The sequence below is a fragment of the Haladaptatus sp. AB618 genome, assembly GCF_024136965.1.
Classification (GTDB): domain Archaea; phylum Halobacteriota; class Halobacteria; order Halobacteriales; family Haladaptataceae; genus Haladaptatus.
In genome coordinates this window covers 35,969-61,959 of sequence record NZ_JAMYJX010000012.1, presented here as the reverse complement: position 1 = coordinate 61,959, position 25,991 = coordinate 35,969, and the positions used below count along the sequence as shown (strand labels likewise).

24 protein-coding genes and 1 tRNA gene are annotated in these 25,991 nt (G+C 52.3%); 17 read left to right on the top strand and 8 right to left on the bottom strand.

Annotated features, from left to right (window positions below):
- Nucleotides 1-109: 109 nt before the first annotated feature.
- Nucleotides 110-868 (top strand): IclR family transcriptional regulator, encoded by a 759-nt coding sequence (locus NKF26_RS22515; protein ID WP_253227365.1) that lies wholly within the window; start codon nt 110-112, stop codon nt 866-868.
- 1,196 nt (nt 869-2,064) lie between these two features.
- Nucleotides 2,065-2,841, top strand: coding sequence for an IclR family transcriptional regulator (locus NKF26_RS22510; RefSeq protein WP_253227577.1), 777 nt, complete (start codon nt 2,065-2,067; stop codon nt 2,839-2,841).
- Between the two features lie 356 nt (nt 2,842-3,197).
- Here the strand turns inward: NKF26_RS22510 and NKF26_RS22505 are convergent, their stop codons facing one another.
- Nucleotides 3,198-4,235, bottom strand: a complete 1,038-nt coding sequence (locus NKF26_RS22505; protein ID WP_253234911.1) for an NAD(P)-dependent alcohol dehydrogenase — start codon at nt 4,233-4,235, stop codon at nt 3,198-3,200.
- A 186-nt stretch (nt 4,236-4,421) separates the two neighbouring features.
- Here NKF26_RS22505 and NKF26_RS22500 point away from each other — a divergent pair, with 186 nt between their 5' ends.
- The 4 genes from NKF26_RS22500 to NKF26_RS22485 all read left to right on the top strand — a co-directional run bounded on the left by NKF26_RS22500 (nt 4,422) and on the right by NKF26_RS22485 (nt 8,553).
- Entirely contained in the window at nt 4,422-5,471 is a 1,050-nt protein-coding gene (locus tag NKF26_RS22500; RefSeq protein ID WP_253227575.1) for an amidohydrolase family protein, read from the top strand.
- 2 nt (nt 5,472-5,473) lie between these two features.
- Entirely contained in the window at nt 5,474-6,226 is a 753-nt protein-coding gene (locus NKF26_RS22495) for a metal-sulfur cluster assembly factor (protein WP_253234910.1), read from the top strand.
- A gap of 158 nt (nt 6,227-6,384) precedes the next feature.
- Complete coding sequence (locus NKF26_RS22490; RefSeq protein ID WP_253227573.1) at nt 6,385-7,167, top strand: VOC family protein; 783 nt, start codon at nt 6,385-6,387, stop codon at nt 7,165-7,167.
- 282 nt (nt 7,168-7,449) lie between these two features.
- On the top strand, nt 7,450-8,553 hold the full coding sequence (locus NKF26_RS22485) for a glycerol dehydrogenase (RefSeq protein ID WP_253227572.1): 1,104 nt from the start codon (nt 7,450-7,452) through the stop codon (nt 8,551-8,553).
- A 479-nt stretch (nt 8,554-9,032) separates the two neighbouring features.
- On the opposite strand, the gene NKF26_RS22480 is transcribed toward NKF26_RS22485, so the two are convergent.
- The 3 genes from NKF26_RS22480 to NKF26_RS22470 all read right to left on the bottom strand — a co-directional run bounded on the left by NKF26_RS22480 (nt 9,033) and on the right by NKF26_RS22470 (nt 10,750).
- Nucleotides 9,033-9,674 (bottom strand): RraA family protein, encoded by a 642-nt coding sequence (locus NKF26_RS22480; RefSeq protein WP_253234909.1) that lies wholly within the window; start codon nt 9,672-9,674, stop codon nt 9,033-9,035.
- A gap of 237 nt (nt 9,675-9,911) precedes the next feature.
- Nucleotides 9,912-10,415, bottom strand: a complete 504-nt coding sequence (locus tag NKF26_RS22475) for an SRPBCC family protein (RefSeq protein WP_253227570.1) — start codon at nt 10,413-10,415, stop codon at nt 9,912-9,914.
- Complete coding sequence (locus NKF26_RS22470) at nt 10,412-10,750, bottom strand: helix-turn-helix transcriptional regulator (protein ID WP_253234908.1); 339 nt, start codon at nt 10,748-10,750, stop codon at nt 10,412-10,414. Before NKF26_RS22470 ends, NKF26_RS22475 begins: the two co-directional genes overlap by 4 nt.
- Nucleotides 10,751-10,941: 191 nt before the next feature.
- On the opposite strand from NKF26_RS22470, the gene NKF26_RS22465 reads away from it, so the two are divergent.
- From NKF26_RS22465 to gdhB, 3 genes are all read left to right on the top strand, one after another.
- Nucleotides 10,942-13,821: a bacterio-opsin activator domain-containing protein gene (locus NKF26_RS22465; RefSeq protein WP_253234907.1), complete on the top strand. Its 2,880-nt coding sequence runs from the start codon at nt 10,942-10,944 to the stop codon at nt 13,819-13,821.
- Nucleotides 13,822-14,199: 378 nt separating this feature from the next.
- Nucleotides 14,200-14,343, top strand: coding sequence for a rubrerythrin-like domain-containing protein (locus NKF26_RS22460; protein ID WP_253227567.1), 144 nt, complete (start codon nt 14,200-14,202; stop codon nt 14,341-14,343).
- Nucleotides 14,344-14,346: 3 nt separating this feature from the next.
- Complete coding sequence (gdhB, locus tag NKF26_RS22455; protein WP_253234906.1) at nt 14,347-15,630, top strand: glutamate dehydrogenase GdhB; 1,284 nt, start codon at nt 14,347-14,349, stop codon at nt 15,628-15,630.
- 24 nt (nt 15,631-15,654) lie between these two features.
- On the opposite strand, the gene NKF26_RS24530 is transcribed toward gdhB, so the two are convergent.
- Entirely contained in the window at nt 15,655-15,918 is a 264-nt protein-coding gene (locus tag NKF26_RS24530) for a HalOD1 output domain-containing protein (RefSeq protein ID WP_253227565.1), read from the bottom strand.
- 515 nt (nt 15,919-16,433) lie between these two features.
- Complete coding sequence (locus tag NKF26_RS22445; RefSeq protein WP_253234905.1) at nt 16,434-17,114, bottom strand: type 1 glutamine amidotransferase domain-containing protein; 681 nt, start codon at nt 17,112-17,114, stop codon at nt 16,434-16,436.
- 321 nt (nt 17,115-17,435) lie between these two features.
- Between NKF26_RS22445 and NKF26_RS24525 the strand changes: the two genes are divergently transcribed.
- From NKF26_RS24525 to NKF26_RS22430, 4 genes are all read left to right on the top strand, one after another.
- On the top strand, nt 17,436-17,711 hold the full coding sequence (locus NKF26_RS24525) for a HalOD1 output domain-containing protein (RefSeq protein ID WP_369682180.1): 276 nt from the start codon (nt 17,436-17,438) through the stop codon (nt 17,709-17,711).
- Between the two features lie 534 nt (nt 17,712-18,245).
- Complete coding sequence (locus NKF26_RS22440) at nt 18,246-18,653, top strand: nuclear transport factor 2 family protein (protein WP_253234904.1); 408 nt, start codon at nt 18,246-18,248, stop codon at nt 18,651-18,653.
- A gap of 71 nt (nt 18,654-18,724) precedes the next feature.
- A complete protein-coding gene (locus tag NKF26_RS22435; protein WP_253234903.1) occupies nt 18,725-18,976 on the top strand; it encodes an SWIM zinc finger family protein in 252 nt (83 codons plus the stop codon).
- A gap of 159 nt (nt 18,977-19,135) precedes the next feature.
- Nucleotides 19,136-19,636: a hypothetical protein gene (locus tag NKF26_RS22430; protein ID WP_253227561.1), complete on the top strand. Its 501-nt coding sequence runs from the start codon at nt 19,136-19,138 to the stop codon at nt 19,634-19,636.
- 108 nt (nt 19,637-19,744) lie between these two features.
- Here NKF26_RS22430 and NKF26_RS22425 read toward each other — a convergent pair.
- A tRNA-Thr gene (locus tag NKF26_RS22425) sits at nt 19,745-19,818 on the bottom strand.
- Between the two features lie 1,118 nt (nt 19,819-20,936).
- The gene (gene acs / locus NKF26_RS22420) at nt 20,937-22,931 is read right to left on the bottom strand and encodes an acetate--CoA ligase (RefSeq protein WP_253227560.1); all 1,995 of its coding nucleotides are present in this window, start codon (nt 22,929-22,931) and stop codon (nt 20,937-20,939) included.
- Nucleotides 22,932-23,541: 610 nt separating this feature from the next.
- Between acs and NKF26_RS22415 the strand changes: the two genes are divergently transcribed.
- From NKF26_RS22415 to NKF26_RS22400, 4 genes are all read left to right on the top strand, one after another.
- A complete protein-coding gene (locus NKF26_RS22415) occupies nt 23,542-24,108 on the top strand; it encodes a transcriptional regulator TrmB (RefSeq protein ID WP_253227559.1) in 567 nt (188 codons plus the stop codon).
- 66 nt (nt 24,109-24,174) lie between these two features.
- Entirely contained in the window at nt 24,175-24,639 is a 465-nt protein-coding gene (locus tag NKF26_RS22410) for a hypothetical protein (RefSeq protein WP_253227558.1), read from the top strand.
- A 181-nt stretch (nt 24,640-24,820) separates the two neighbouring features.
- Entirely contained in the window at nt 24,821-25,051 is a 231-nt protein-coding gene (locus NKF26_RS22405) for an SWIM zinc finger family protein (protein ID WP_253227557.1), read from the top strand.
- Between the two features lie 94 nt (nt 25,052-25,145).
- Nucleotides 25,146-25,805: a DJ-1/PfpI family protein gene (locus NKF26_RS22400; protein ID WP_253227556.1), complete on the top strand. Its 660-nt coding sequence runs from the start codon at nt 25,146-25,148 to the stop codon at nt 25,803-25,805.
- Nucleotides 25,806-25,991 lie beyond the last annotated feature (186 nt).

Below are 25,991 nucleotides of genomic sequence, written 5' to 3'. Positions count from 1 at the left end.
GGCTTGGTGAAAGGGGATCTCTGGACTTCACGATAGATCTGGAATAAAATTCGGTATGTTTCCGACGATAGTGAAAAATTTATAATCCTCCGATTCCATCCTGCATACTATGACCGACAAAAGCGGAGTCAAAGCGGTTCGAACGACGTTCCGGATATTACACGCCCTCAAAGATATCGATGGTAGCGTCGGAGTATCAGACCTCTCAGATAAACTTGAACTTCCAGTGAGCACGGTACACAGTCACCTGACCACTCTTCACGACTGTGGATACGTCGTGAAGCAAGGGAGTGAGTACGATATTGGTTATCGTTTTCTCGAAACCGGAGGATTCAGGCGGAGCCAATCCCGTTTATTCGAATTTGCGAAACCAAAGGTCGATCAACTTGCTGAAGAATTCGGTGATAAAGTTAATTTGGTTGTCTATGATCATGGGCTCGCTGCTCATATTTATATCGCTAAAGGAGAGGAGGCGATTGAGACGGATACATACATAGGGATTCGTCTTCACTCTCACTCATCCGCTAGCGGCAAAGTGATTCTGGCGCATTTACCTGAAGAACTCGTTCACGAAACTATCGATAGATACGGGCTCGTTCACCATGGTCCAAACGCGATTACATCCCGGGATGAATTTTTCGAGGAGCTTGCACAGATTCGCGAAGCTGGAATTGCCTTTGATCGGGAAGAGCGTGTTGAAGGCCTCCACTGTGTCGCTGCACCCATTATGCGCGATAATGCACTTCCTGCAGCAATTAGCATCTCCGGTCCGCGCGGCCGAATGACCGGTGAAAGATTTACTGACGAAATCCCTGAACGTCTCCAAAATGTTGCTGATACTATCCGTATAAAACATCGTTACGCCTGAATTGCTTCCGACGGAGCTTCTTTCAACTTATTCATTATGCAACTGATCGAATTGTCTAAATTCTTGTAGTAGTTTCTATCTACTGTGTCGTTACATCACTAGTCTTGTAATGCCACAGAGATAGTTCGATTTTACAGGACTCTTGAAGCGTACGTAGAAGATAGTTAAGCTGTGACCATCCATTCTTGAGTTGTTATCGGTAGTGTAGACTAAGGCAAGTTTGATATAGCTGTATGTAATTTATAGATCTCAGAACGGGAGCATTCACCGATTATAGGATCTATATCGCCAGATTGAGCACAAGGAGGTGACCTCAATTACACTACCGCTTAGCGCCGTAAGCGGAAGTGCAAACGCCCCGGGACCCCTCACCTGTTCTATGCAAAGGTTGTAGTCCATGTTGGGCACCCTCCTCCCTACGATCATCGGATTTTTAGAGTCAATATTCTAACAAGATGAATCATATGTAATTCTGGATGGGTATAGAGTGTCTTCGATTAGGGTAGATTAAATAACAAAACAAACGACCGAATATTCGTCGGTCACTGGTCTGTTCCGGCGTCTCTGTATGTGGTAAACGGTTCCAAGCATTCGAGACGACACAGCAAAGATCTTGATGACAATTGTCCGTTGCCAAGTGTAGCTACTATCGGACGGAGAACGTTCAATCCATCATATATCTTGTTTGAGTGATGATTATCTTCCTAACCCGTACCGACCTTTTTCGACCCATTCGTTCTTTTTCCACCCGCAGTGAGGACACTCTGTCTGCTGCCAATCGAACTCCTGATCGCAGTTCTGACAGAGAGTCGTATCGGGTGATGTACTTTCCGAGAGACGCGGTTGATTCTCATTATCAGTCCCCATGTGTGCCATTTTCTCACGCGAGTAATAAATTCCTTGTGGCAATCAATCGGTTTGACACTTTCGTCTTTTGTGAACGAATCGGCATCAGGTCGTCGGTTGGTGAGACCATTAGCAGACAAGTAAATCGCTTTCACCATTTCGGTGCGATTTTACCTTCCTCGAAGGTCATAAACGTGATAGGGAATATAACTTAATTGATGTGACTTCCCCACCTTCACCCAGAAACGCGACTTCGATAATCGTCTCGGGGCCGGTTCCATCCAGGTCTATAGTATTGTTCGATTCAATGATGGTGAACCTTAATGAGGGTTCTGGAGAAAGGGTAGTCTATGAAAGGAAAAAACAAGCCGAAACGGATCAAAGCGAGTGCCCGATCGCTCTCCGTCCTAGAGGCGCTCATGACACTTGGTCAGGCCTCGGAAACTGAAATTTCGGAGCATCTCGATATGGCGAAGAGCACGACGCACTATCACCTGACCACGTTAGCTTCTCACGAATTCGTCGTCAAAGAAGGGGCAAACTATCGACTAAGCATGCGATTTCTCAATATGGGACATAGCACTATTGACCAACTAGATATTTACCAAGTCGGGAAGCATAAAATCGACCAGTTGGCCAAAGAGACTGGCGAACTCTGTATTCTGATGATCGAAGAACGGGGGTACGGCTATTATGTTTACGATGCGCAGGGTACGAACGCGGTCAACTTCGATACGACGGGAAGCCAAAAATACCTCCACGATAACGCGCTCGGTAAGTCAGTTTTAGCACACCTCCCTGCGGAACGGATCGACGAGATCATCGATCGCCACGGACTTCCAGCGACGACGCCCCACACTATCACGGATCGATCCAAACTGGAAGCAGAACTGGAGACGATTCGCGAACGGGACATCGCATTCGATCGGGAAGAACAACTCGAAGGCCTTTGTTGTGTGGCCACTGCGATCCAGCCTTCGAATGAAGACGGCTCTAAAGGCGTCTACGGATCAATCTCGATCGCAGGTCCGGCAAGTCGAATGAAGGGTGACTACTTCACCGAGAACCTCGCGATGGCGGTCTCGGATACTGCCAATCTAATCGAACTCGAAATGAGAGACTACTAATCTCGATCTCGAGGAATCAACAGTGGTGAATCCCTGAAACCCTCGTCACTCTCTTGGTTCGGTGAGTGAGCCAATCACGATGGTCTTGTGGAGGTTTCTGGAGTAGATGTCTCCCATGGAGATATCCACTTGAAGCCCGGACTACCTCGTTCTACACTTGCAACGATTAGAGAGAATATGGGGCGACCAGGATTACGTCACTATGATTGTAATGTTGATCGTCGGGTTGATCCAATTCACTCCTGTTGAATCCGTTTCACCGATACGACTATCTCGTACCCAGTCAATACGCCTTCCCGAACAAAGAATGACCACTGAGGGCTGTGGTTCAACAGCATTGAATCGGATGGTCGAGTCTACGGTCGGATGACGGCGCGACCCTCGATTTCGTTCCGCTCGAGTTTTTCGGCTACTTTATTGATTTCATCGAGGTCGTACTGCGTGGTGGTGAGGTGCATCTCCCCTTGTTCAACGAGCGCGATGAGTTCCTGGAGTTCGGTGTAGGTACCGACCAGGTTGCCCTGATAGGAGAACTCGCCGTCGACGAGGTCCTGAGAGGGTCGATGGACGTGCCCGCCGTAGCCGACGATGTGATGGTCGCCACCGGGGGAGACGATATCGGGCGCGAGGTTAGTGGTGCTGTCGGCGCCGACGAAGTCCAGGACCTGTGTCCCACCTGCACCGTCAGTGATGTCGGTGATAGCGTCTGCGACGTTCTCGTCCCCGGAGTTGACGGTAAAATCGGCGCCCAATCGCTCGGCGAGTTCGAGCGCGTCGTCTTTGATATCGACGGCGATAGTCCGTGCCGCACTCATCGCTTCGACGGCTTGCAGACCGATGTGACCGAGCCCCCCGATACCGATGAGGACGCAGTAGTTCCCCGGGACCAATTCATCGACTGCTTTCTTCGACGCGTGGTAGGCTGTGATCCCAGCATCGGCGTGCGGTGCGATATCGACGGGATCGATGTCGTCGAGCTTGATCGCGGATCGCTCGGAGGTGAGGAGGTACTCCGCAAATCCGCCATCCGTGTCGAGTCCGGAGAACGCGCCGTTCTCACAGTACATATCGTTACCCAATCGGCAAGCGCGACACTGCCCACAGGTACGAACGGGATGACAGATGACCGAATCGCCGACTTCGACGGTGGTTACTTCGTCACCGACTTCGACGACTGAACCGGCATTCTCGTGACCCAGAGTCATCGGGAGATTCTGCTCTGCGTAGGGTTCCCACATCCCCTCGATGATGTGGTTGTCCGTCTGGCACCACCCAGCGCCCTCCACCTCGACGATTATTTGCCCCGATGTAGAGATTTCCGGCTTCTCGACATCTTCGACCGTAAGTGCCTCGCTCATATCGTCCGTATACTCGTGTAGTCGCGCAGCTTGCATGATGCGACTGAAATCACCTCCCCAACCGGTAGTAAAATCAGTGGTACCGGCAGCGACTGCCGGCTAAACGCAACGGGATCGCGGGCTGTTGTACCACGATGGGGAAGCTATCGACACAAAATCCCGACTGTACCCTGTTGGCGGTCCATAACAATTATTACTGTGTGTGGTTGTTATTTGCATGCAATGCTTCAGCACCAAGGCGAAGATATCTTCGTCGTTGATGGTCACCTTCACGCGTGGAACGCGACGAAGGAGAACATCATCCATGAGGGAGGCGAACAGTTTATCCAGTGCTTTCACGACTATCACACGGGATTCGCGCCGGAAGATCGACAACGCTCGCTCGACGAGTTCCGTACCTACAGTGATGAGCAACTCCTGACGAGTGTTTTCGGGACCGGTGACGTCGATGTGGGTATCTTCCAACCGACATACTTAAAGGAATTTTACGCCGACGGCTTCAACACCATCGACGATTGCGGTGCGCTCGCCGACGAATACAGTGATCGGCTCATCACGAATGGACGCTTCGACCCTCGGGAAGGCCAAGAGGGGCTCGATGATCTCGAACGACAGAAAGAGGAGTACGACATCCAGGGAGCGAAGGTGTACACCGCAGAGTGGCGCGGCGACTCGAAGGGATGGCGCCTCGATTCCGAAGAGTCCTTCGAGTTCCTCCAGAAGTGTGTCGACCTCGGTATTCGGAACATCCATCCGCACAAGGGACCGACGATTCGCCCGCTGAACCGCGACGCCTTCGACGTCGCGGATATCGACGACGCGGCAACCTCGTTCCCAGAACTCAACTTCGTCGTCGAGCACGTCGGGATGCCGCGACTCGACGACTTCTGCTGGATCGGGACGCAGGAGCCGAACGTGTACGGCGGACTCGCGGTCGTCGCCCCGATGGCACGAGGCAGACCGGCGAAATTCCGTGAGGTGCTTGGCGAGTTACTCTATTGGCTCGGTGAGGACCGCATCCTCTTCGGGAGCGACTACGCGATTTGGGAACCCGACTGGATACTGGAGGCCATCCTCGATACCGAGTTTACCGAGGAGGAACGTCGCGAGTACGGCGTCGAGTTCGACCTCGAGACGAAGAAGAAGGTGTTGGGTGAAAACGCCGCGGACCTGTACGATATCGACATCGAGGAACGCAAGAAATCGCTTCAGGATGACGATGTCTCCCAACGCTTCGACACGGGTGCGCAGTACGAAGGAGCGGCGGACTGACCATGACGCCAGCGATAGAAGGGACAGTCCCGACCAGAGACGCCATCCGGTCCGCACTTCGGAGCGTCACCGATCCGGAACTCGACCGGTCGATAGTCGAACTCGACTACATCGAGGATCTCGAAATAGAGGATGGAACCGTCATTGTCGCGTTCGCGCTCCCGACGGCGTGGTGCTCCCCGACATTCGCCTGGATGATGGCGACGGACGCTCGCGACGCGATTTCAGAACTCGAAGGCGTGGGCGATGTCCGCATCGTGCTCCGAGATCACATGCACGCGACCGAAGTTACCCGGGGTGTGAACGAAGGGATGGCGTTCTCGGACGCCTTCGAAACTGCAGACGGTGATATCGCCGAGACGCGCGCGACGCTCGACCGAAAGGCCCGTCTCGCCCGTCAATACGATGCCATCAAGGAACTTGCCGATGCCGGGCTCGACGACGCTCAACTCGCGGCGTTACGGCGGGAGGATATCGGTTTCGAAGGCGGTCGCGCGATGATCGATCTCGACGAGTTCTACGTTGAGGTGGATGCAGACCCGCTCAAACGGTATCTGGAGAAAGCCACGAGCGTTGGAGTCGTCGAGGAGCTTGGTGACCGATTGTTCGTGTCCCGCGACGGTGACCCGCTTGCCACCGAGGACGTGCAGACCGCGCGGAGCGCTTCTCGACTCGCGAAGACAAACATGGGTGGACAGGGTGGTGTTTGTGCCAGTCTCCATGCTGCGCGAAACCCCGAACTCGCAAGTGACTGAGGAGTATCCCGGTATTGACTGCTCGCGGCGATAGCTGTCACTCCGCCGGACGAAACGATTCTTCGCCCGGTGTCTTCGACCGTTTGTCCCGCTTTCTCATCGACTTTGGCTCGGCAGTAACCAAATGGTTTTTTTAGAGAGCCAGTGTAGCATACTACATGACCGGAATCCTTGACCACACGATGATGCGTGTCGGTGATTTGGAAGCGTCACTCGATTGGTATCAGACCCATCTCGAGTACGAAGAGAAAGATCGTTATGAGGGAGACGGATTCACTATCGTCTACCTCGGTCCCGAAGGGATGCACGAAGACGGGGCGATGCTTGAACTGACACACAACGAGGGGGAGTCTCCTGAAATCGGCGATGCGTGGGGTCACATCGCCGTGCGTGTCGAAGACGTGGACGAGGCATACGAAGAATTGATCGAGGAAGGTGTTGAGGACTACCGCGACCCCGATTCCTGCGGTGGAAGTTATGCATTTGTAACGGATCCCGATGGGCACGAAATCGAAATCGTCCAACGCGACCACGGCGCGCGATGGAGCATCGACCACACCATGATTCGCGTCGAGGATGCCGACGAGGCGCTCGGATTCTGGACGCGAAAATTCGAGTACGAGCACACCGGCCGTTGGGAATCGGATTCGTTCGCCAACTACTTCATGAAACCCGAGGACGCCGCCGAGGAGGCGATGGCGGTCGAACTCACCTACAACTACGATGGACGCTCGTACGAACAAAAAGATGGATGGGGGCACTTCTGTGTTCGTCTCGATGATCTGCAGGACGATTGGGAGACCCTCCAACAGCGTGAGGCACCCGACTATCGCGACCCCGAATCCTGTGACCAGATGTACGCATTTACGAAAGATCGGGACGACCACGAGATCGAACTCATCGAGCGAGACGGAATAGAAGGCGATCTCTTCCCGTTCTAAACATTCTCCATTGGGAATTGTGTGAGGCATGCAGGGTCGCGACAACATCGCCGTCGGAGATGTCGAGTGCCATGCCCCGGCAAACGACGGTCCTTTTCAGTCTCCGTGTGGTCGCGTCCCGCGTGTGCGGGTGGCCGTCGACGACAACGATGTCTTCCTCCTCGTGTTGAAGCACTGTGAGTAGATCATTTTTCTCTTCCATTCATGGGTTTGGGCGGTTCTGAAGGTCGCTCGACCGAAACTGTGGGAAGCTTTAACACGGTTGGTGTGGTGTTAACTGGTATGCCTCAGGTGTTCGAATCACCGGCAGCGTATGTACAGGGACGCGACATCATCGACTCGTTCGGAACGCATGTCAATTCGCTTGGGACCGAGTGTTTGCTTCTGGCAGACGAGGTCGTCCTCGATCTGGTTGGTGAGCGGGCCATCCGAAGTCTGAAAGCGGAGGGCCACGGGGCAAGCACGGTCGAGTTCAACGGCGAAGCCTCTGAAACCGAGATCGATCGTGTCGGAGCCATCGTGGAAGAGCGCGGTGCGGACGTCGTTATCGGCGCTGGTGGTGGCAAGGCGCTTGATACTGCGAAAGCCGTCCGCGAAGAAACTGGGGGTGCGATGGTTTCGATGCCGACTATTGCCTCGACCGACTCCCCAACGAGTGCCCTCTCGGTTATCTACAGTGAAGAAGGGGAGTTCCGTGAATACTGGTTTTACGAGCGACATCCCGACCTCGTGTTTCTCGATACGGCGGTCGTCGCGGCCGCGCCGACGCGCTTCTTCCGGTCGGGGATCGCTGACGGGCTTGCAACTTGGTTCGAAGCGGATGCGACGTACCAGTCGAACGGCGAGAATATCGTTGGTGGCACCCCGACGCGGGCCGGGCACCGACTCGCAAAACTCTGCTATGAGACGCTCCGAGAGCACGCTATCGTCGCCGTGGACGCGATCGAACGTGACGCAGTCACTGAAAGCGTGGCGGCCGTGGCGGAGGCAAATACACTTCTCAGTGGGCTCGGATTCGAGAGTGGTGGTCTGGCTGCGGCGCACTCGGTACACAACGGGCTGACACAACTGGCAGGAACTCACCATGCGACCCACGGGGAGAAAGTGAACATCGGGACGCTGACTCAGCTCGTACTCGAGGGCCGTGAAGACGCTTTTGTCGAGGACTACGTCGAGTTTTCACTCGCACTCGACCTCCCGGTGACGCTCGCTGACATCGGGCTCGATGACCCGACGACGACGCAGCTCGAAACGGTCGCGGACGCCGCGTGTGATCCCGAGGAGACGATCCATAATGAGCCATTCGAGGTTACGCCGCCGATGGTTCGAGACGCCCTCCGAACAACCGATCAAATCGGTCGACGGGTTCGAGAGCACCACGGGTAGCTTGCGACGGCTCCACGACGGTTACTGCACGGGCAGGACCGGTCACTCTCAAGACTCGTCGACAGCGAATACGGCCGTGACGTACCACGCGGCAAGCGCGTCGATACCGAGTGTGTTCCCGAAGCTAGGGAGGACCGAAGACTCGAAGTAGCCTCCAGCGAGGAGAACGAAGAAAATCGCGAGCCATCCGACGACGTACGCGACGTAGCACTATGTCGGAATGTCTATAGCTACTACGATGGCCGACTTACTTGTCTATTATTATAACTATATCGATGAATCACTTTTTGACTTTTGATCGAACGTCAATTCGCGCGAATTCGGACGGTAAATTGATTGACAGGAGTCTACAGCCCGAAACTCTTTACAGTACAACGAGGCGCGACGCACCTCGTTCCAATCGTTGTTCGTTTAGGCACCCAAATTCGAAATTTACCGTTTCTAACGACTCGTTGGGTAATCAATTAGTACAGGACGGTCTACACCATTCCAGCGTCCTCAAACGCCTGTCCGAGTGATTTCCCTTCGTCAAGTAGACGGGTTACATCTCTTTCCGTCTTCACGACCGTCTCAGCGTCCGAGACCACTTCCGCAACTGCATCACGTTCGATTACAACTACCCCGGATTCATCACCGACAAGCACATCTCCCGGGTTAATCGGTGTATCCCCAACAGTGACCTGAACATTCTGCTCGGCTTCTTCGTTACCGCTTGGCCCGCGAGGCGTAACTGCCCGTGAAAAGACGGGAAACCCGATGTCTCGTATACCGGCGACGTCCCGAACTGCTCCATTCGTGACCATTCCCCGCACGCCAGTAGCGGTTGCGGATGTAGAGAGCAACTCGCCCCAAATGGCCTCATCGACGCTGTCATCGGCATCAACCACGACGACTTCATCTTCGAGAGCTGCATCAAGCGTCTGTACGGGTGCCCAGAGTGTCGATGGATCGAGCGTGACGGTCCGGACCGTCCCAACGAATGTGCAATCGGTATGAACCGGTTTAATCGCAGAAGACAGCGTTTTCACACCCTCGTGTTTTGTATCTGCTATTGCAGACGTAGAGCATTTCTCTAACTGGTCGAGTACCTCTCGATCGATTGGTTCGTTAATCCGTGACATGCCTTTCAGATGAGCACCGGATGTTAAATAATTGAGCATCTCCATCCAGTCATATTGGGCCGCGACTCCTCCGGTGCTTCTTGATAGAGTAGTGAGAATAGAACAATCAAATTTATTTAACATCTCTTAGATGTGCCTGTGAACGTTTTGTATATTGATGGCCTTCAACTCTGGTTCCCCACTAACCCCATAAGTGGAAGTGAGACCCGCCACGGGACCCTCGATGCTATCTATGCGCTAGGCCACTTCAACGACGTCTGCGAGGTTTCCAAGCGAATCATTCCATCCTTCGTTGGCGTCCTGGGGCGGAATGTTCTCCGGGATTCCTGCCTGATGAGCGGTGACTTCGGTCCCGCCGGAGACCTTCTCGAAGGTGACCGTGGTCGTCATCTCGCCGGCCATTCTCGGGTCGTCGGACTCGAATTCCTCGGTGTAAACGATCCGCTGGCCAGGAGACAGTTCCTCGTATGTCCCATGGAACGTGTGAGCGTATGGTTCCAATTCCTCGATGTCGGCGGTGAACGACATGCGGAAGGTGCCGCCCTCCGTGGCGTCGAACTCGTGAACTTCGCAGGAGAACCCCTCTGGCGGGAGCCACGCGGCGAGTTCGTCGGGATCGACGAAGGCCTCATAGACTCTCTCCGGCGATGCTTCGATTATACGGTTGACCGTAATACTTCGATCTTCATCTGTGGTGGCCTCTTTCCGCGATTCTCTTCCGTCATCAGTGTTGTCTGTCATCGGTCTTCTTGCTCCAGATGGTCGGCCAACGCGTCGAAGCGGTCTTCCCAGAGCACGCGGTACCGGGTCAGCCATCCGAAGGCTTCACTCAGCGGTGCGGCGTCGAGGTGACATCGTCGAACCCGGCCGTCCTTCTTGATATCAAGCAAGCCCGCATCTTCCAACACATGCAAGTGCTTGGAGACTGCCGCCAACGAGACGTCGTGTGGTTCGGCGAGATCGCCGACGCTTTCGGGGCCATCGGCGAGTTGTTCGAGGATCTCGCGACGAATTGGGTGGGCTAATGCTTTGAAGATTGCATCGAGATCCACGTCGTTCAGCTGTTGTTCAACCATCCAGTTGAACGTACGGCGTACTCGATATTAAACCTAGAGGTTGAACGAAATCCCCTCGACAATTCGGGTGGAGAGAGCGGCGCTCGACAAATATTAACGGAATTTTCACTCTAGGCAGTATGGAACGTACCTTCTACCGTCTCACACTGACATGCGATATATTGAACTCCCGGGGATTCAACTCATAAGTAATGTCGGCTTCCTCTAACGTGCTCGATTCGTCCGAAATCCTTCTGGTTGGAGCGGATGAATGGATTCCAAAATTCGTCGAGTCGATGGAAGCGCAGAGCCAAGCGTCTATCCAATCAGTTGCAACCGCTGACGATGCTCTCGATTACTTCCACGAAGGATCGATCGACTGTCTCATCTGTGAATATACTCTCGAAGGCTCCACAGGAATAGACCTACTGCACACGATTCGTAACGAAACGACAACCCTCCCAATAATCCTGTGTACAGCATCCGGAAACGAATCGGTTGCTAGCGAAGCCATCGGTGCTGGTGTTACCGATTACATTGCCTACACCGAATCATCCGAACAGATGCACGAAGAACTCCTCGAACGAGCTGAACGAAGCATTCGCTCCGCTCGTCGAACCACTACTCAGCGTGATCGGGCGAGACAGTTCGATGCGATCTTTCACGATACCCGTACAGCGACATGGGTACTTGATCCAGATGGTTCGCTGGCCCGTGTCAACCAAACTGCGCAAGATATGACCGAGATGAATCTCGAGAGTACCATTGGACAACCGTTCTGGACGCTTCCATGGTGGTCTGCCACGGATGACACCCAATCAGATGTACGGCAAATTATCGAGAAGGCACTCACTGGTGACTTTGGAAATGCAGTGATAGAACGATCTTCTGCCACGAGTGGTCAACAAGTTCTCGAATTATCTGCCCGTCCTGTTCAGCGAGAAGGTGGCGAAATCGTCTCCATCGTTGTCGAAGGAGTAGATATCACAGAGCGGGTGGCCCTCGAACGTGATCTTCGGCAATCCGAAGAACTCCATCGTGTCACGCTCAACAATATGACTGACACCGTTCTGATTACGAACGAGGACGGGGAGTACACGTATATCTGTCCGAACATTCACTTCATCTTTGGGTATACGGACGCGGAGATCCGTGAAATGGGTACTATTGACGAACTCCTCGGCGATGATCTCTTCGATCGCGATGACCTCGCAGCGGATGGCATACTAAAGAACATTGAATGTACAGCCACGGATAAGGCAGGACGGGAACACACACTGCTGGTTAACGTCCGCGAGGTTTCGATTCAAGGTGGGACGCTCCTGTTCAGCTGCCGCGATATCACGAAACGTAAACAACGCGAAGAAGCGTTGGCGACCTTGCAGGAAATGGCGCGAGATTTCCTCTATGCACAAACGCCACAGGAAATCGCTCATCACGTCTCCGACGATGTTCCGGGGGTACTTGACCTCGATGCGACTGCGGTGTATCTTTTTGACTCGGATAACAACGAGTTATACCCAGTCGTGCAGACGCCCGCGATGGAACGCTTACACGGGCCACTCCCAACAATTCATGCTGATGCTGAAGGAATCACTAGCTACAGTTTTCTGGAAGGTGAATCACTTTTCTTCGACGACGTCCACGATAGCGAACGACTCGAAAACAGGGCAACCGACATTCGGAGTGCGGCATATATTCCACTCGGTGATCACGGTGTCTTTATCGTGGGGTCTCCCGATATCGGACGATTTCATGAAGTGACTCGTGAACTGGCTGATTTACTCGCTGTTACAGCCGAGGCAGCCCTTGACAGAGTGAGGCGCGAGAGCCGATTACGGAAACAGGACCGTGAGCTCCAACACCGAAATAGCCAACTCACCGATCTCAATCGGATCAACGAAATCATTCGAGAAATCGACCAAGCACTCGTCCGCGCAGAAACCCGCGCAGAGATCGAGCACGCCGTTTGTGATCTCCTCACGGACGACGATCGATTTGTATTTGCCTGGATTGGCGTGTCTGATTCCAGTACAGAGACGGTTGAACCGCGTGCATGGGCCGGAACGGAACGCGGGTATCTGGACAATGTTTCGTTCACGATTGACGACTCGAAGACGGAGCCAGCCGGTCGGACAGTTGCGACTAAGGAAGTAACGACGATTTCCAACGTGGCTGAGCACCTTCGACAAGAACCATGGCGAAAAGCTGCCCTATCTCGCGATTATCTTTCTGTTTTGAGCGTCCCACTCGCCTACGACGAGTTCACCTACGGTGTCTTGACCGTCTACGCGAAGACACAGAATGCATTCGACGAAACTGCAAAGGAGGTATTTGCAGAGCTTGGTGAAACGATTGCCTCGGCAACGAGCGCCATCGAGCGGAAGAATGCGTTGCTCACGACATCGATGACCCGGGTTGAGTTCGATATAGATGACCCGACGTTCATTCTCTCGCGATTAGCACGAAAGGGAGAGTGTATACTTTCCTATCAGGGAGGAGTGCAGCAGACGGATGCTGGAACCTATGTGTTCGTCACTGTCGAGGGTTCCACGATAGAGACGGTCGAAGAGGCCGCATCGGATATTGCCGCCATCGATGAGGTTCGAAGAATCAGCGGTAGTGATACCGATGGTGTGCTTCGGCTTCGTATCTCGCAACCGTTTCTTGCACTCGAGTTAGCCGATCACGGTGCCATTCTTCGAAGTGCGGTAGTTGATGCCTCGACTGCAACGCTCGTAATCGATGTCCCTGAGAGCGTTGATGACCGCCATATCATGCGACTAATGACGAATATGTTCACAGACATTGAACTCCGCTCGAAGCAAACTGTTGACAGATCAGCGACCCAAAACCTGCATTCGGAGTTTCTTGAGCAACTAACGGACCGGCAGCTCGAAGTGATTCAAACGGCGTACTATAGCGGATTCTTCGAATCCCCACGTGAAAGCACTGGTGAAGAGGTTGCCGAGACATTAGGAATTTCGCCGCCCGCATTCTATCAACATTCTCGCACCGTCCAGCGGAAGCTCTTCTCGACGTTATTCGATGAGCTCGGTGTTCCAGCATCATCAGAGGTAACTATTGAATAACATACCTGACCACCATGCTGCCACCTAGTTATGTAACAATTACTGTTGTGCGGGACACGTACGTACGTTCATTTGAGCGATGAAACACCGAACTATACAGCTCACGACTGTTGGAGTAGTACTTTTCATTGGGATACTATCGCTACTTGGAACCCTTAGTGATGTACCGGAAAGCATAATTATGGGTGGAATCGGTGTTTTCCTGATCATTTACGGCTACTTTGCACATCGGCTCATCGATTCGTATATCGACTCTAATTCTCCTTCTTGAAAAGCGCCCGCGAAATTCGATGTTCAATAACAAACCACCTAATCAGAACATGGTTTGTTAATCAACAATCACGGTCATGCTCGGGAAATCCGTACCACTATCTGACGATGAGAGATGTCGACTACGATTACGACGGTGACACGGCATACGAGTGCTTCACTTGTGGAACAATTCTGATGGCTGAATCGAACCCGGGATCGTGCCCTGACTGCAGTGGTTCAATGCGAAATCGCAGGACTCCCCTCGAATAACTCATGGCAACAAATCCACCACAAGAGCAGACGACCGAACCGGGCGAATTCGAATCAGCGCTGGAAACGGCGCGTCGACAGCTTGCTCACGCAGCCAGTCAACTCGATATTGATTCGAATATCATCGAACGGCTCAAGCACCCAGCTAAGATTCACGAGGTTACCGTCCCGATTGAGCGAGATGATGGAACTGTAGAGGTATTCACTGGCTATCGAGCACAACACGATAGCGTCCGTGGTCCCTTCAAGGGCGGCCTCCGGTATCATCCCGGAGTTACGCGTGACGAGTGCGTCGGGCTTTCAATGTGGATGACTTGGAAGTGTGCGGTGATGGATATTCCCTTTGGTGGCGCAAAGGGTGGTATCGTCGTCAACCCGAAAACACTGAGTGAAGCGGAAACAGAACGACTTACTCGTCGTTTTTCCCAAGAAATCCGGGATGTTATCGGCCCGAACCGTGACATTCCGGCACCCGATATGGGGACGAATGCCCAGACGATGGCCTGGATCATGGACGCCTACAGCATGCAGAAAGGTGAAACCACCCCTGGAGTTGTCACAGGTAAACCTCCTGTCGTCGGTGGAAGCTATGGCCGAGACGAAGCCCCCGGACGCAGCGTTGCCATCATCACACGTGAGGTCTGTGAGTACTACGACCGACCACTCGATGAGACGACCGTTGCTGTTCAAGGATTCGGGAGCGTCGGTGGGAGTGCTGCTCGACTCCTCGACGAATGGGGAGCGTCGGTCGTCGCGGTCAGCGACGTAAACGGTGCGGTCTACGAGCCAGACGGGTTAGACGTCGCGGCGATTCCATCCCATAAAGAGGAACCCGAGGCCGTTACGCGCAACACTGACGACGTTCTCTCGAACGAGGAGTTGCTTACACTCGACGTTGATGTCCTGATCCCTGCCGCAATCGGAAACGTCATCACCGAAGCGAATGCCAACGATATCCAAGCGGAGATCATCGTTGAGGGAGCAAACGGGCCAACAACGTCCGGTGCTGATGCAACCCTCACAGAGCGAGAGATTCCTGTCGTTCCAGATATTCTGGCCAATGCTGGTGGTGTGACAGTGAGTTATTTCGAATGGCTGCAGGATATCAATCGCCGAGCGTGGTCGCTTGAGAAGGTGAATGAAGAACTCGAACACGAGATGCAAACCGCGTGGAACGAAGTTCGCCATGAAGTCGATTCTCGTGATGTGACATGGCGAGATGCGGCCTACATTGTTGCCCTCTCACGGATTGCTGAAGCGCATCAATCGCGGGGGTTGTGGCCGTAGACGGAAATTTAGGACTCCTTTTTCCTATGTGCTTAGCTCGGAGACGAGAATGGTTTGGTCGGGGTGAATCGTGATCTGGTAATCAGCGTATTGAAACTCAACCCGTTGGCTTCCATGTTCATAGAGCATTTCGAGTGCGTCAGGTTCGACAACCTCATACAGCGGTGTGCTCGGTCGATCGCCGTTCACCTCCTCAACTGCACTGATGATCGTTGTAATAACTGATTCTGATGGTCCTGGTGAGGTTCGTATCAATGGGGATGACTGCGAATCTGACGGTCCACTCATTGCTTCTGAGGATGGATGTCAACCCAATAATTCTTCGGGCAGTAATCAGCATGGGTTGCCGATATAACCGCTCTCACGACCATATATTCGGACTACCGAGCTATGGATTTAGTTTGGAGAAATAACTTGGTGAAATTGACATTATCTCGCTAAGCCTCACTAACCCTGTCACCGGTTTCGACCTTTCTTTATTTGCTTTTGTTTGGTACTGGTATCCACATAAGTTAGTAGGTTATACTAACGCTATATGTATTCACGTGCGGAATGACTGTCTATTGATGCGTCCATGTTCTGATATCTGACGAGAGCGACTCCAAATCACTCCTCCCATACATTCGCCCCTCAGAAATTTCATCGGCAGTGGGTCGTTAGTCGATCCATCATGATCCGTAATGGAGCGTGTTTTAATTCGTCTGGATCACAGAGATTTTGGAGGTCGTTTCGAGATTGGTCTCGGTATTGTCGGCGGGCGGTTCGGGAGAGAGGAACTTCGACCAGTGAAGTGACAATCAAACCTAGATTTCATCAAGGAGTGTCTGGGCTGCGGCACTGGAAGACTGGGGGCCTCGCCCAGTCACAAGATCACCATCGACGCGAACGCTCACGTCTTGATCAACTTCTGCGTTCCAGTTACCGCCAGCAGCCTCGACTTCGTCTTCCACCCAATATGGAAGCTTCCTGCCGTCAGGAAGTCGATCGTTTTCGTCGACAAGGTCGGCTTCCCATTCATTCGGGAAGCCAGTAACATTACGGCCACTAGCAAGTGGTTGTCCCTCACTATCTCGCGCGAAGGCGAGGATGGCGAGCGTATGGCAGACCACGAGTGCTTTCCCATTTTCTCCTTCGATCGTTTCTCGAAGCAATGAACGGGCATGGTGATCCTGATTCACGTCCCACTCAACCCCATGTCCACCTGGATAGACGATCGTATCGTACTCTTCGGCAGTAGCTTCTGCGATCGGAATCGGATTATTGAGTCGGTCGTCAGTTTCGTGGACCTGTTCAACCTTTTCAGCGGTTTCAGAACCAACAAACGGATTGTCGGGATCAATCGACGTGTCGTCAATGACAGGCTTCGAACCGGATGGTGTCGCCACAGTAATGTCGAAGCCAGCCTCGTCGAGCGTCGTTAGTGGCTCGACGCATTCTTCGCCCCAATACCCCTCTTCGCTTACAACGAATAGCGCAGATGCCATGTGCACTTTCTAGTGTTGTGCGCGATTCCGAAAAGACTGCTGGCACCCGAATCACTTGTCATCGAGTCAATGGACTCAGTCTATTGCGTTCTGATGGATATTGAGCCTGCATAATATTTCATATGTTTTGGATTACTACTCATCGGTTGCATAGGCCGTCGGATGAGCGTTCACTATCCCCCCCGTGTTTGACGTACACTTCTTCTGGTCATTTATTAGCTAACATGTTATCAACTAGCTGTCCGATCATAGTCTGTTTGGACTATTGTGCTTTTTGACCAACACTCTTATGCGAACCACGTTCTAAGAGTAGATGAGACAATGAGTGTAACGGCTAGTTCACAGTCGCTGGATGGTATGTGTGCCGATCGAGCAAGTGCTGTTGCTCTTGAGGCATTAGTACAATACGATGACATCGACCTCGACGAAGTAGGCCTTCGACTCTACGATTTGGTTGATCCAGAGGCACTCGATAGCCTGTTTTGCCATCAGGAAGAATCTGCCCCTTCTGTAGAGTTCGAGGTTTGCGATGCTACAGTGCATGTATGGCAATTAGATGGCGAGATCCGAGCACGGGTCAATAATGAACGTGACTAGAGTGGTTTCCCGTGCTGACCTTGCGTGAGGACGGAAGGAACTGCCGAACTAACCACCACTTCAGTCTAAGACTATTTCTGCGAAATCGATTTGTGATCGCCTCATAATCTGGGATTCATACTCGATGAGACTACTCTTTTGCCCCTGTAGCCCGTTTCTACCTCATATGAGCAAAGCCTGTACGTACTGTGGGAGTGACGTGCATGTGCACAACCCTGTCTTTGTTGACGAAAAACGAGGAAGAGAACGAACCACTATTGGACAGTTCTGTAATTATGCGTGTTTGGCCCAGTACATCGAAGAGAATGAACTCGAGACTGGCGCATGCTGTCAAATTGATCTCTCTTGAGTGATTGATGCTGTGAATTGCTCACGTCACACCCACTATTTCACGATTCACCGTCTTAACGAAGATTATAGAGCATGCTAGTACGATTGATGGAATACGAACGATGTCAAATCGCAGGTGTGGTGTGCTAGCAAATATCTACCTTTATACTTTTGGATGACGTACATACAACTTGGTGAAGAACCATGGCGAGAGCCGAAGCTAAGAGCAATGTCGAACTCGTGGAGCGCGTCTACGACGCGTTCAACGAAGGTGACATCGACACACCGATGGCCACGATGGCCGAGGATATCGAGTGGATCGAGCCTGAGGGCGACATCTACGGTGGAACGTACCACGGTCCAGGCGAAGTTCTAGAGAAGGTGTTTACCCCCTGTCTCGATGACTTCGAGGAGTTCGAGGTTGACACCGACGAGTTCATCGACGGCGGTGACACGATTGTTGTCCTCGGCACCTTCCGTGGGATGCACAGAACGTCTGGCAAGCCCCTTGCTGTTCCCTTTGCGCACGTCTGGGAACTGGAGGACGGTCGGATGACCCGGTTCATCGACTACTTAGACACGGTCCTCTGGCGAGAGACATACGAGACGTAATCGGGGTACAAGGTGGCCCATCCTGTTTTTGAGACGAGATAGTTACTGATCCTCCCAAGGGCGATTTTCAGGTGACACACCCCTCCGGCCTTATCGACGTCATCATCGGGGGCAACGAGCACCCTGCAGACAACCACTACAGGACCTCCATCGACGACGTGACTCACGAACTGATGGCCTGCACGTGCCCGCATCACGTCCATCGCACCGCTGTCGAAAACGCAACTGACGACGGGACGCTTGAGGCCTTCTCATCGGAGGACAAAGACGACGCTGATCCGGCAGAGTGCGATTGTGACGACCTGAATGGTTTCCCGTGCTAGCCGTGCGTGCAAACGGGACGGACAGAACTGCCGAACTAACCTCCGGTTACTCGTTTTCCCGATAATATCATATCTTATTCTGTGATGAGCGATCGGTATTCAAAGTCGAAACCTAAGAACGCCAGTTAGTTTATCGCAGTCTATCGTCTAGTGTTCTCTGTGAAAGAACAGAATGACCCTGAGCAGACCAATGAGCAAGAAACGCTTGACCAAACACTCGATGCGCTACTAGCTACCGAAGAGGCTGCGAGCACAACGAGTGACATTGCAAATATTGTCCAGGAGAGTCCGGAAACTACTCGCTCAACACTGACCGAACTCCATAATCAGGGTCGTATCGAACGATTGGAGATCCATGACACCGGTGTTCTCTGGTGGGCACCACGCCCATTGGATGGTGTCTTGAAATCGACTGGCGCAGAAACGATCTTGAAACGACTGAGTGACGAACTAGCGACATCAATTACGCTCGGCGATGGAACTGTCTATGAGGACGGTGACAAACATTCACCGAGTGAACTAAATCAAGAAACAGAGTCACGGAATGAGCTCCATTCGTCAAAAAATGACTCTGGAGGATTAGTCCCAAGTAGCAAGGAATCCGGAGAAAAGCGTCGAGAGTTGAAAGAGGGTGCTGATTTTGAGGATGTATCGGAATAGCGTATTCGGAGCTATTTCACTCAAATGCGAACTTTGTCAATATCGCATACTAACTGTAGACAATCCTCCAGAAGCTACTGTTATTCCTTATTGTCTAAAACCGTTAGAAGCCTCAGGAGAGATTTGAACTCTCGACCGACTCCTTACAAAGGAGTTGCTCTGCCAGCCTGAGCTACCAAGGCACTCCGATATCACTACGCACCCAACAAAGACCTTCTCCTTTCGAGTTTGTAGTCGGTACGATGATACAGATCTCCTGTCGGTAGAACAGATGGCTCGAACCTTTGTTCTCCCCTGCTACTGGGGAAGCTCTTTGACCAATACCAACAAAAGACAGCTTGTGTCCCCCGACAATTCTCCAGCTAAGATCGAGGATCTCTCATTTCTCAATCCGGAGGACATCAAGCTCCAAAATACGCATTTCCTGGAACAAAATGGGATGGAGTATCGCGTTGGACAAGGACTTCTTGATCATCGACTTCGGCATGATATTTGGGTCGTGAGAAATGGCGATATCAAAAAGCTCCTTGAGCGATTTCCATACGACGAATCACTCCACGACCAATGTGCGTTGTGATGCAAGCGTTTGTCGGTAAGCACTTTTCCCCAGACGCAAATCACCGAACGGGTGTCGTTATCCTTCGTGAGAATATGGCCGAAAACGATCTCCCTCCAGGTGACTGGGATCCAGAACGAACTCGCCAAGTGAGAGACGAATCGCATACTGTTCGAGGTGAACTACCGACAATTACTCTTGCAGACATCTATCAGAAAGATCCGCTCTATGACGTCTGGCGGCGCTATTTTGACGATGTGTTAGATTACGAGAAGAGGTAGTTATTCGTCGTCGTCAGCGTCAGCGAGCGCTGCATACAGTGCAGAGTTTTCTCGGACGTCCTTGTTCATCCGACGCTGCGCATCCTCATTCACGGGCATATTCCATACTACAAGATAGTGCCATATTAGACTTTGTGGTCTGGGACATGACGAATCGATCAGTAGGGCTCCCACTACAACGGGTGGATGATCGTTCTCATGTGAAGCACGCTAATATTCCCACTACTCTTCTGGGATCCACCAGATAACAACCCGCGGACTCAACTTTCCACGTTCCAACTCACCTTGCTCATGCAGCTCCTTGAGTCGTTGACGCACTGGCCGTCGCTCCATCTCGACGGTATCTGCGACCCATCGGGCAGTCACCACCGGAAACTCTGCTTTCCTCAACCACCTTGAGTATATTCTCAACTCTTCAGTAGGCACTCACTAGATCGCACAAATTGGACTACCTGTTCTGAGATTAGTCTTTGGTACTCTTTCTCTTCGCTTGAATCTCCTCGATAACGTCTGGATTGCGAAGGGTGGACGTGTCGCCGAGATCATCGTCATTGGCAACGTCCTCAAGGAGGCGCCGCATGATTTTCCCGGATTGTGTTTTCGGAAGTTCTGGCGTGAATAGTATCTCCTCAGGTCGTGCAATTGGCCCGATAGTGTCCTCGATGGCCGCCACAATGCGATCATGCATTGCATCATCACTATCGTGGGAATCCTCAGTGATGACATAGGCATAAACTGCTTCACCCTTCAATTCGTGAGCGCCACCAACGACAGCTGCCTCCGCGATACCTTCCACACCGACGATAGCACTCTCAATTTCCATGGTTCCAAGGCGATGACCGGAAACATTGAGCACATCATCTACACGGCCGATAACAGTGATATAATCGTCTTCATCTAACTTTGCTCCATCCTCTGGGAAGTACACCCACTTGTCCGCATCTGGATCGGAGTACTCCTGCCAGTATTCACTGATGTACCGGTCATCGTTATTATAGACGGTACGAAGCATCCCTGGCCACGGTTTCTGCACTGTGAGATACCCCGCCTGCCCTATTCCAACTGGTTCACCCTTGGTATCCACGATTTGGGCGTCAATGCCGGGAAGCGGTGGTCCAGCACTACCTGGTTTCATCGTTTCAATTGCTGGCAGCGTCGTTACCATCATGCCGCCCGTCTCAGTCTGCCACCATGTATCCACGATAGGGCACTTCTCATCGCCGACATGCTTGTAGTACCATTTCCAGGCACGTGGGTTGATTGGCTCACCAACTGTGCCAAGTAGACGCAAACTGGACAGGTCATGACTGCGTGGGTACTGCTCACCCCATTTCATAAAGGCCCGGATTGCCGTTGGAGCCGTATAGAGGATATCTATTTCATACTCTTCAATAATCTCCCAAAATCGATCTTTATCCGGGTAATCAGGTGTCCCCTCGTATAATACGCTGGTCGTCCCGAGTGAAAGTGGTCCATATACGATATACGAATGGCCCGTAATCCATCCAATATCAGCCGAACACCAATAGGTGTCTTCCGGCTTTATATCGAGGACTGCGTGTGATGTCCACGATGCATACGACAGGTAACCCGCAGTGGTATGTTTGACCCCCTTTGGTTCTCCCGTCGTACCAGAAGTATACATCAGAAACAGCATGTCCTCAGAATCGCGAGGGACGGGTTTCACTTCTGCTCCCTTCTGCTCGCTTATGAGGTCCTCATACTTATGCTCCCCATTCTCCATTGGGTGATCGTACTCATCGCCAAGTCGGTCTACTACAACTACTTCTTCGACATCGTGATTAGTCTGTGAAAGGCCCTTATCGGCCTTCGTTTTATGCTGAAGAGGATCGCCTCGTCGGTAGTATCCGTCGCAAGTAATGAGATGTTCAGAGCCTGCATTCTCTATTCGAGTGGCTAATGCGTCAGCCGAAAACCCAGCGAAGACAACACTATGGGGCGCCCCGATACGTGCACAGGCCAGCATGGCGATCGTGAGTTCTGGGATTATTGGTAGATAAATTGTCACGACATCATCCTCGCCAACCCCAATCTCCCGGAGTGCTGCCGCGAATTCGTTCACCTCTCGGTGAAGGTCCTCGTATGTATACGTTCGTGTCTCCCCCAGTTCACCGATCCATTCAATGGCGACCTCGTTGCCCCGGTTGCCCAGATGTCGGTCGAGACAGTTGTACGAGGCATTCAACGAACCACCGGTAAACCACTTATAAAATGGTGCCTTGCTATCATCTAATATTGTATCGTATTTCTCATCCCAATCGAGTAAATCAGCGGCTCGACTCCAGCACTTTGGCCAATTCTCCTCAAACTCGTCGTAAATACTTGGATCAGAAATGTTGGCCTGTTCAACGAATGATTTCGGTGGTTCGAATGATTCCGTTTCTTCGAGTCGCGTGTCCAACTCTACACCAGCTTCCGTATTATCATCATCAACCATACAGCACATCACTTCATTTCCGATAATAAAAATTGCTATATTACTGTATTTTATTTCAAAAAGAGATAAAATATTTCTAATCGTTGGCTATTTATTTATCCAAATAATCATGATGTGATCTTGTCTTCACCAATCACAGGTAAACCATCAACACTGAATCTAATGCGAACCTCTCGCCGTTGGTTCATGTTCATCTTCGTTGTTTGCCTGTGTATCGCTGCGGGATGCAACTCTCTATTTAACGACCCCGACACTTATACAACAACTACGTCAGTCCTTCATGCAGAGCTCGCGCCCGGTTTGACTGCCCATAGGGCGACAGACGCAAGCACTGATCTATGATTAATTGAGAGCCGCCGTTGTAGGAAGGAGGGTGTGGCGAGCGCAGGGGGAGTATGGATCAGGAGTGATAGCACCAGACCCACGCGAGACCGATTCAGGGTGTCAGAGATAACCGCGCCACAACTGGTCCCTTCTGGGCTTCGGTATATGCTTTGTGCAACTGTTTGAAAATAATATAGTAAGACAAACAATAATAAGTAGGACTGTTTTGATGCCGTCCACACCTCGGGAGAAGAGTTAGTACACTATCCATAGAACATGTATTGTGATGTCGACGGACGATCGAATCGCGAAAACGCCCTACCCCGAGGAAACGTTCAACGACCTCCTCACCTTTGCTGAACTCCTGAACACACCCCAACTGGCCCGCCTCTACATCTACATTCTCCAGAGCGAGCCGGTTGCAATCGAGACTATCAAAACGGATCTCGACATGGCCCATTCGACGACCTACAAATATATCGGGCAACTCGAGGAGATGGGTGTGCTGTCCCGCCACGACGATGAGACCCCAACAATGGTCACTGTGGAGCCGATTCGTCTCCAAATCGAGACCGATCATGGCGACGTGACTGCAACACCAACCCTCATCGACGCGATTGGCCGCCAGCACGATACGGAGGACATTCGTGTCTTCATCGAGCGACAGGGCATCGCGAAACTGGCCGCGGCGCTCCACTATACGCTCCGGGTGATGAACGGTGAGCTCACACAACGGACTGGGGCATCCAAACTCGGTGTTCATCCCGTCGAGGGAATGACCGTCTTCACTGCGCTACAGGATGTCGTCGAAGAGGCGGCTGACTACGATCCCTATCTGGAGCGGGCCGAATAATGCCAGGGGCGGAGATTCCGAGCGACAGCACCGCAATCATCGACAGTAGCGTCCTGTTCGCGATGGGTGGGCGGGCCGTCGAACGAGAAATACCAGGCGTTCGAGCGATTCGTTCGCCAGCGAAACCTCACCGTCACCGTTCCTGAACAGGTCGCCACAGAGTTGGGTGAAAACCCCGATGCATACGCCTATCAGCGTGATCGATTGCGAGCAGCCCAAGATGCGGGATGGTTAGAGCCGGGTCGGATTGATTTCTCAACTCCTCGTGTTCCGGAAGTCGTCGACAAAACGCGGAGACGAATGTTGAGTCTCTCTGCAGATGATGTCACCGAAGACGAGATTGAGAAAACGGATACTATTCTCGCCGGGTTAGCCTATCAATACGTCGTCGAAGATGCAGCTCACGTTGCGGTACTTGTGAGTGATACGATTGCGGAACAAGCTATTCGAGATGTCTTGGTAGCCGTCGGTGTTGAGGACCGAACATCGGTTGTCGAGGGGCGAGTGCTGTTGAACGATCTTATTGACTGATAGCGGCGCTGCACGAATAACGCCATTTCAACTCTCCCGTGCCCGGTTTACAGGCATTTTTGAATACAACTAAGCAGATCACACTCTGAGCGACTTCTTCGGTGCCCCCAGACTCATCGACGTCACCAATGAGAGTTGCGAGATTCCTACAGACCACCAATATGCGCTCTCCATCGACGACGTGACCAAGGAACTGATGGCCTGCACGTGCCCGCATCACGTCCACCGGAACGGCTTCTGCAAGCACATGGCCGCCGTCGAAAACGCAACCGACGACGGGATGATCGACGCGTTCCCAGCGGAGGACAACGACGATGCCGAACCGGGCGACTGTGACTGCGACTGTGAGGGCCTCGGTGGTTTCCCGTGCTGGCCATGCGTACAAACGGGACGAAAGGAACTGCCGAACTAACCACCGCTTCAGTCTTTTTACTTGAATCCACCGAGTTCTGTAGTGATACTGACCAACAACACGTCCAATACTCTGACTCTACTATTCCTACTGTATGTCACTAAGTACCATGGAGATGAGGAAACGACTTGGCATTTACGTGTTCGATGGCGTCGAAGTCGTTGACTTCACCGCTCCCGTCGGCGTTTTTGCCGTTGCCCAGCGAATGGATCCTGAATTAGAAGTCTTTCTGATCGGGGACAGCACAAGCTCGGTCAAAACGACGGCGAACATGCGTGTCACACCACGCTACTCCCTTGATCAGAACCCGACGATGGATGCATTCCTCATTCCCGGTGGGATCGGTACTCGACGAGAGATGCATAACAAGCGCCTTCACGAATTCATTCAAGACCTCCCAGACGAGACGCTTCTGGTGAGCGTCTGCACCGGCTCATGGATCTATGGTAAAATCGGGCTCCTCGATGACCGGAAAGCCACCAATCGAAAACACGGCGACCCGAGCGAAGAAACAGTACCTATCGAACGACTCGCCGAAATCGCTCCAGATACCGATATCGATGAGCACCGAGTTGTTGACACCGGTCGAATAATGACTGCTGGGGGCATCTCGTCCGGGATTGAGATGGGCTTTCATCTCCTCTCTCGGTTTGGATACGACGAGGAGTTCATCACAGAGGTTGCCTACATCATGGAGTACGATCAGCAGTGGGAACTCATGAAAGACGACCTACTCGTGGTTAATGATTCGTAGTCATCGCTTACAGTTTCTCACTCGCTGAGCTTCGTTTCTACTAGTGAATAGATTCGCTGTCGGGCATCGGAAAAATAAATATCCTCATTGTACTGCGAGAGCTTTGCTTTGGCACTCTCGTACCCGAGCTTCTGGAAGTAATAGAGCAGGCTGTCTCGCTCACTGACTTTGCCATTGAGCTCGTCG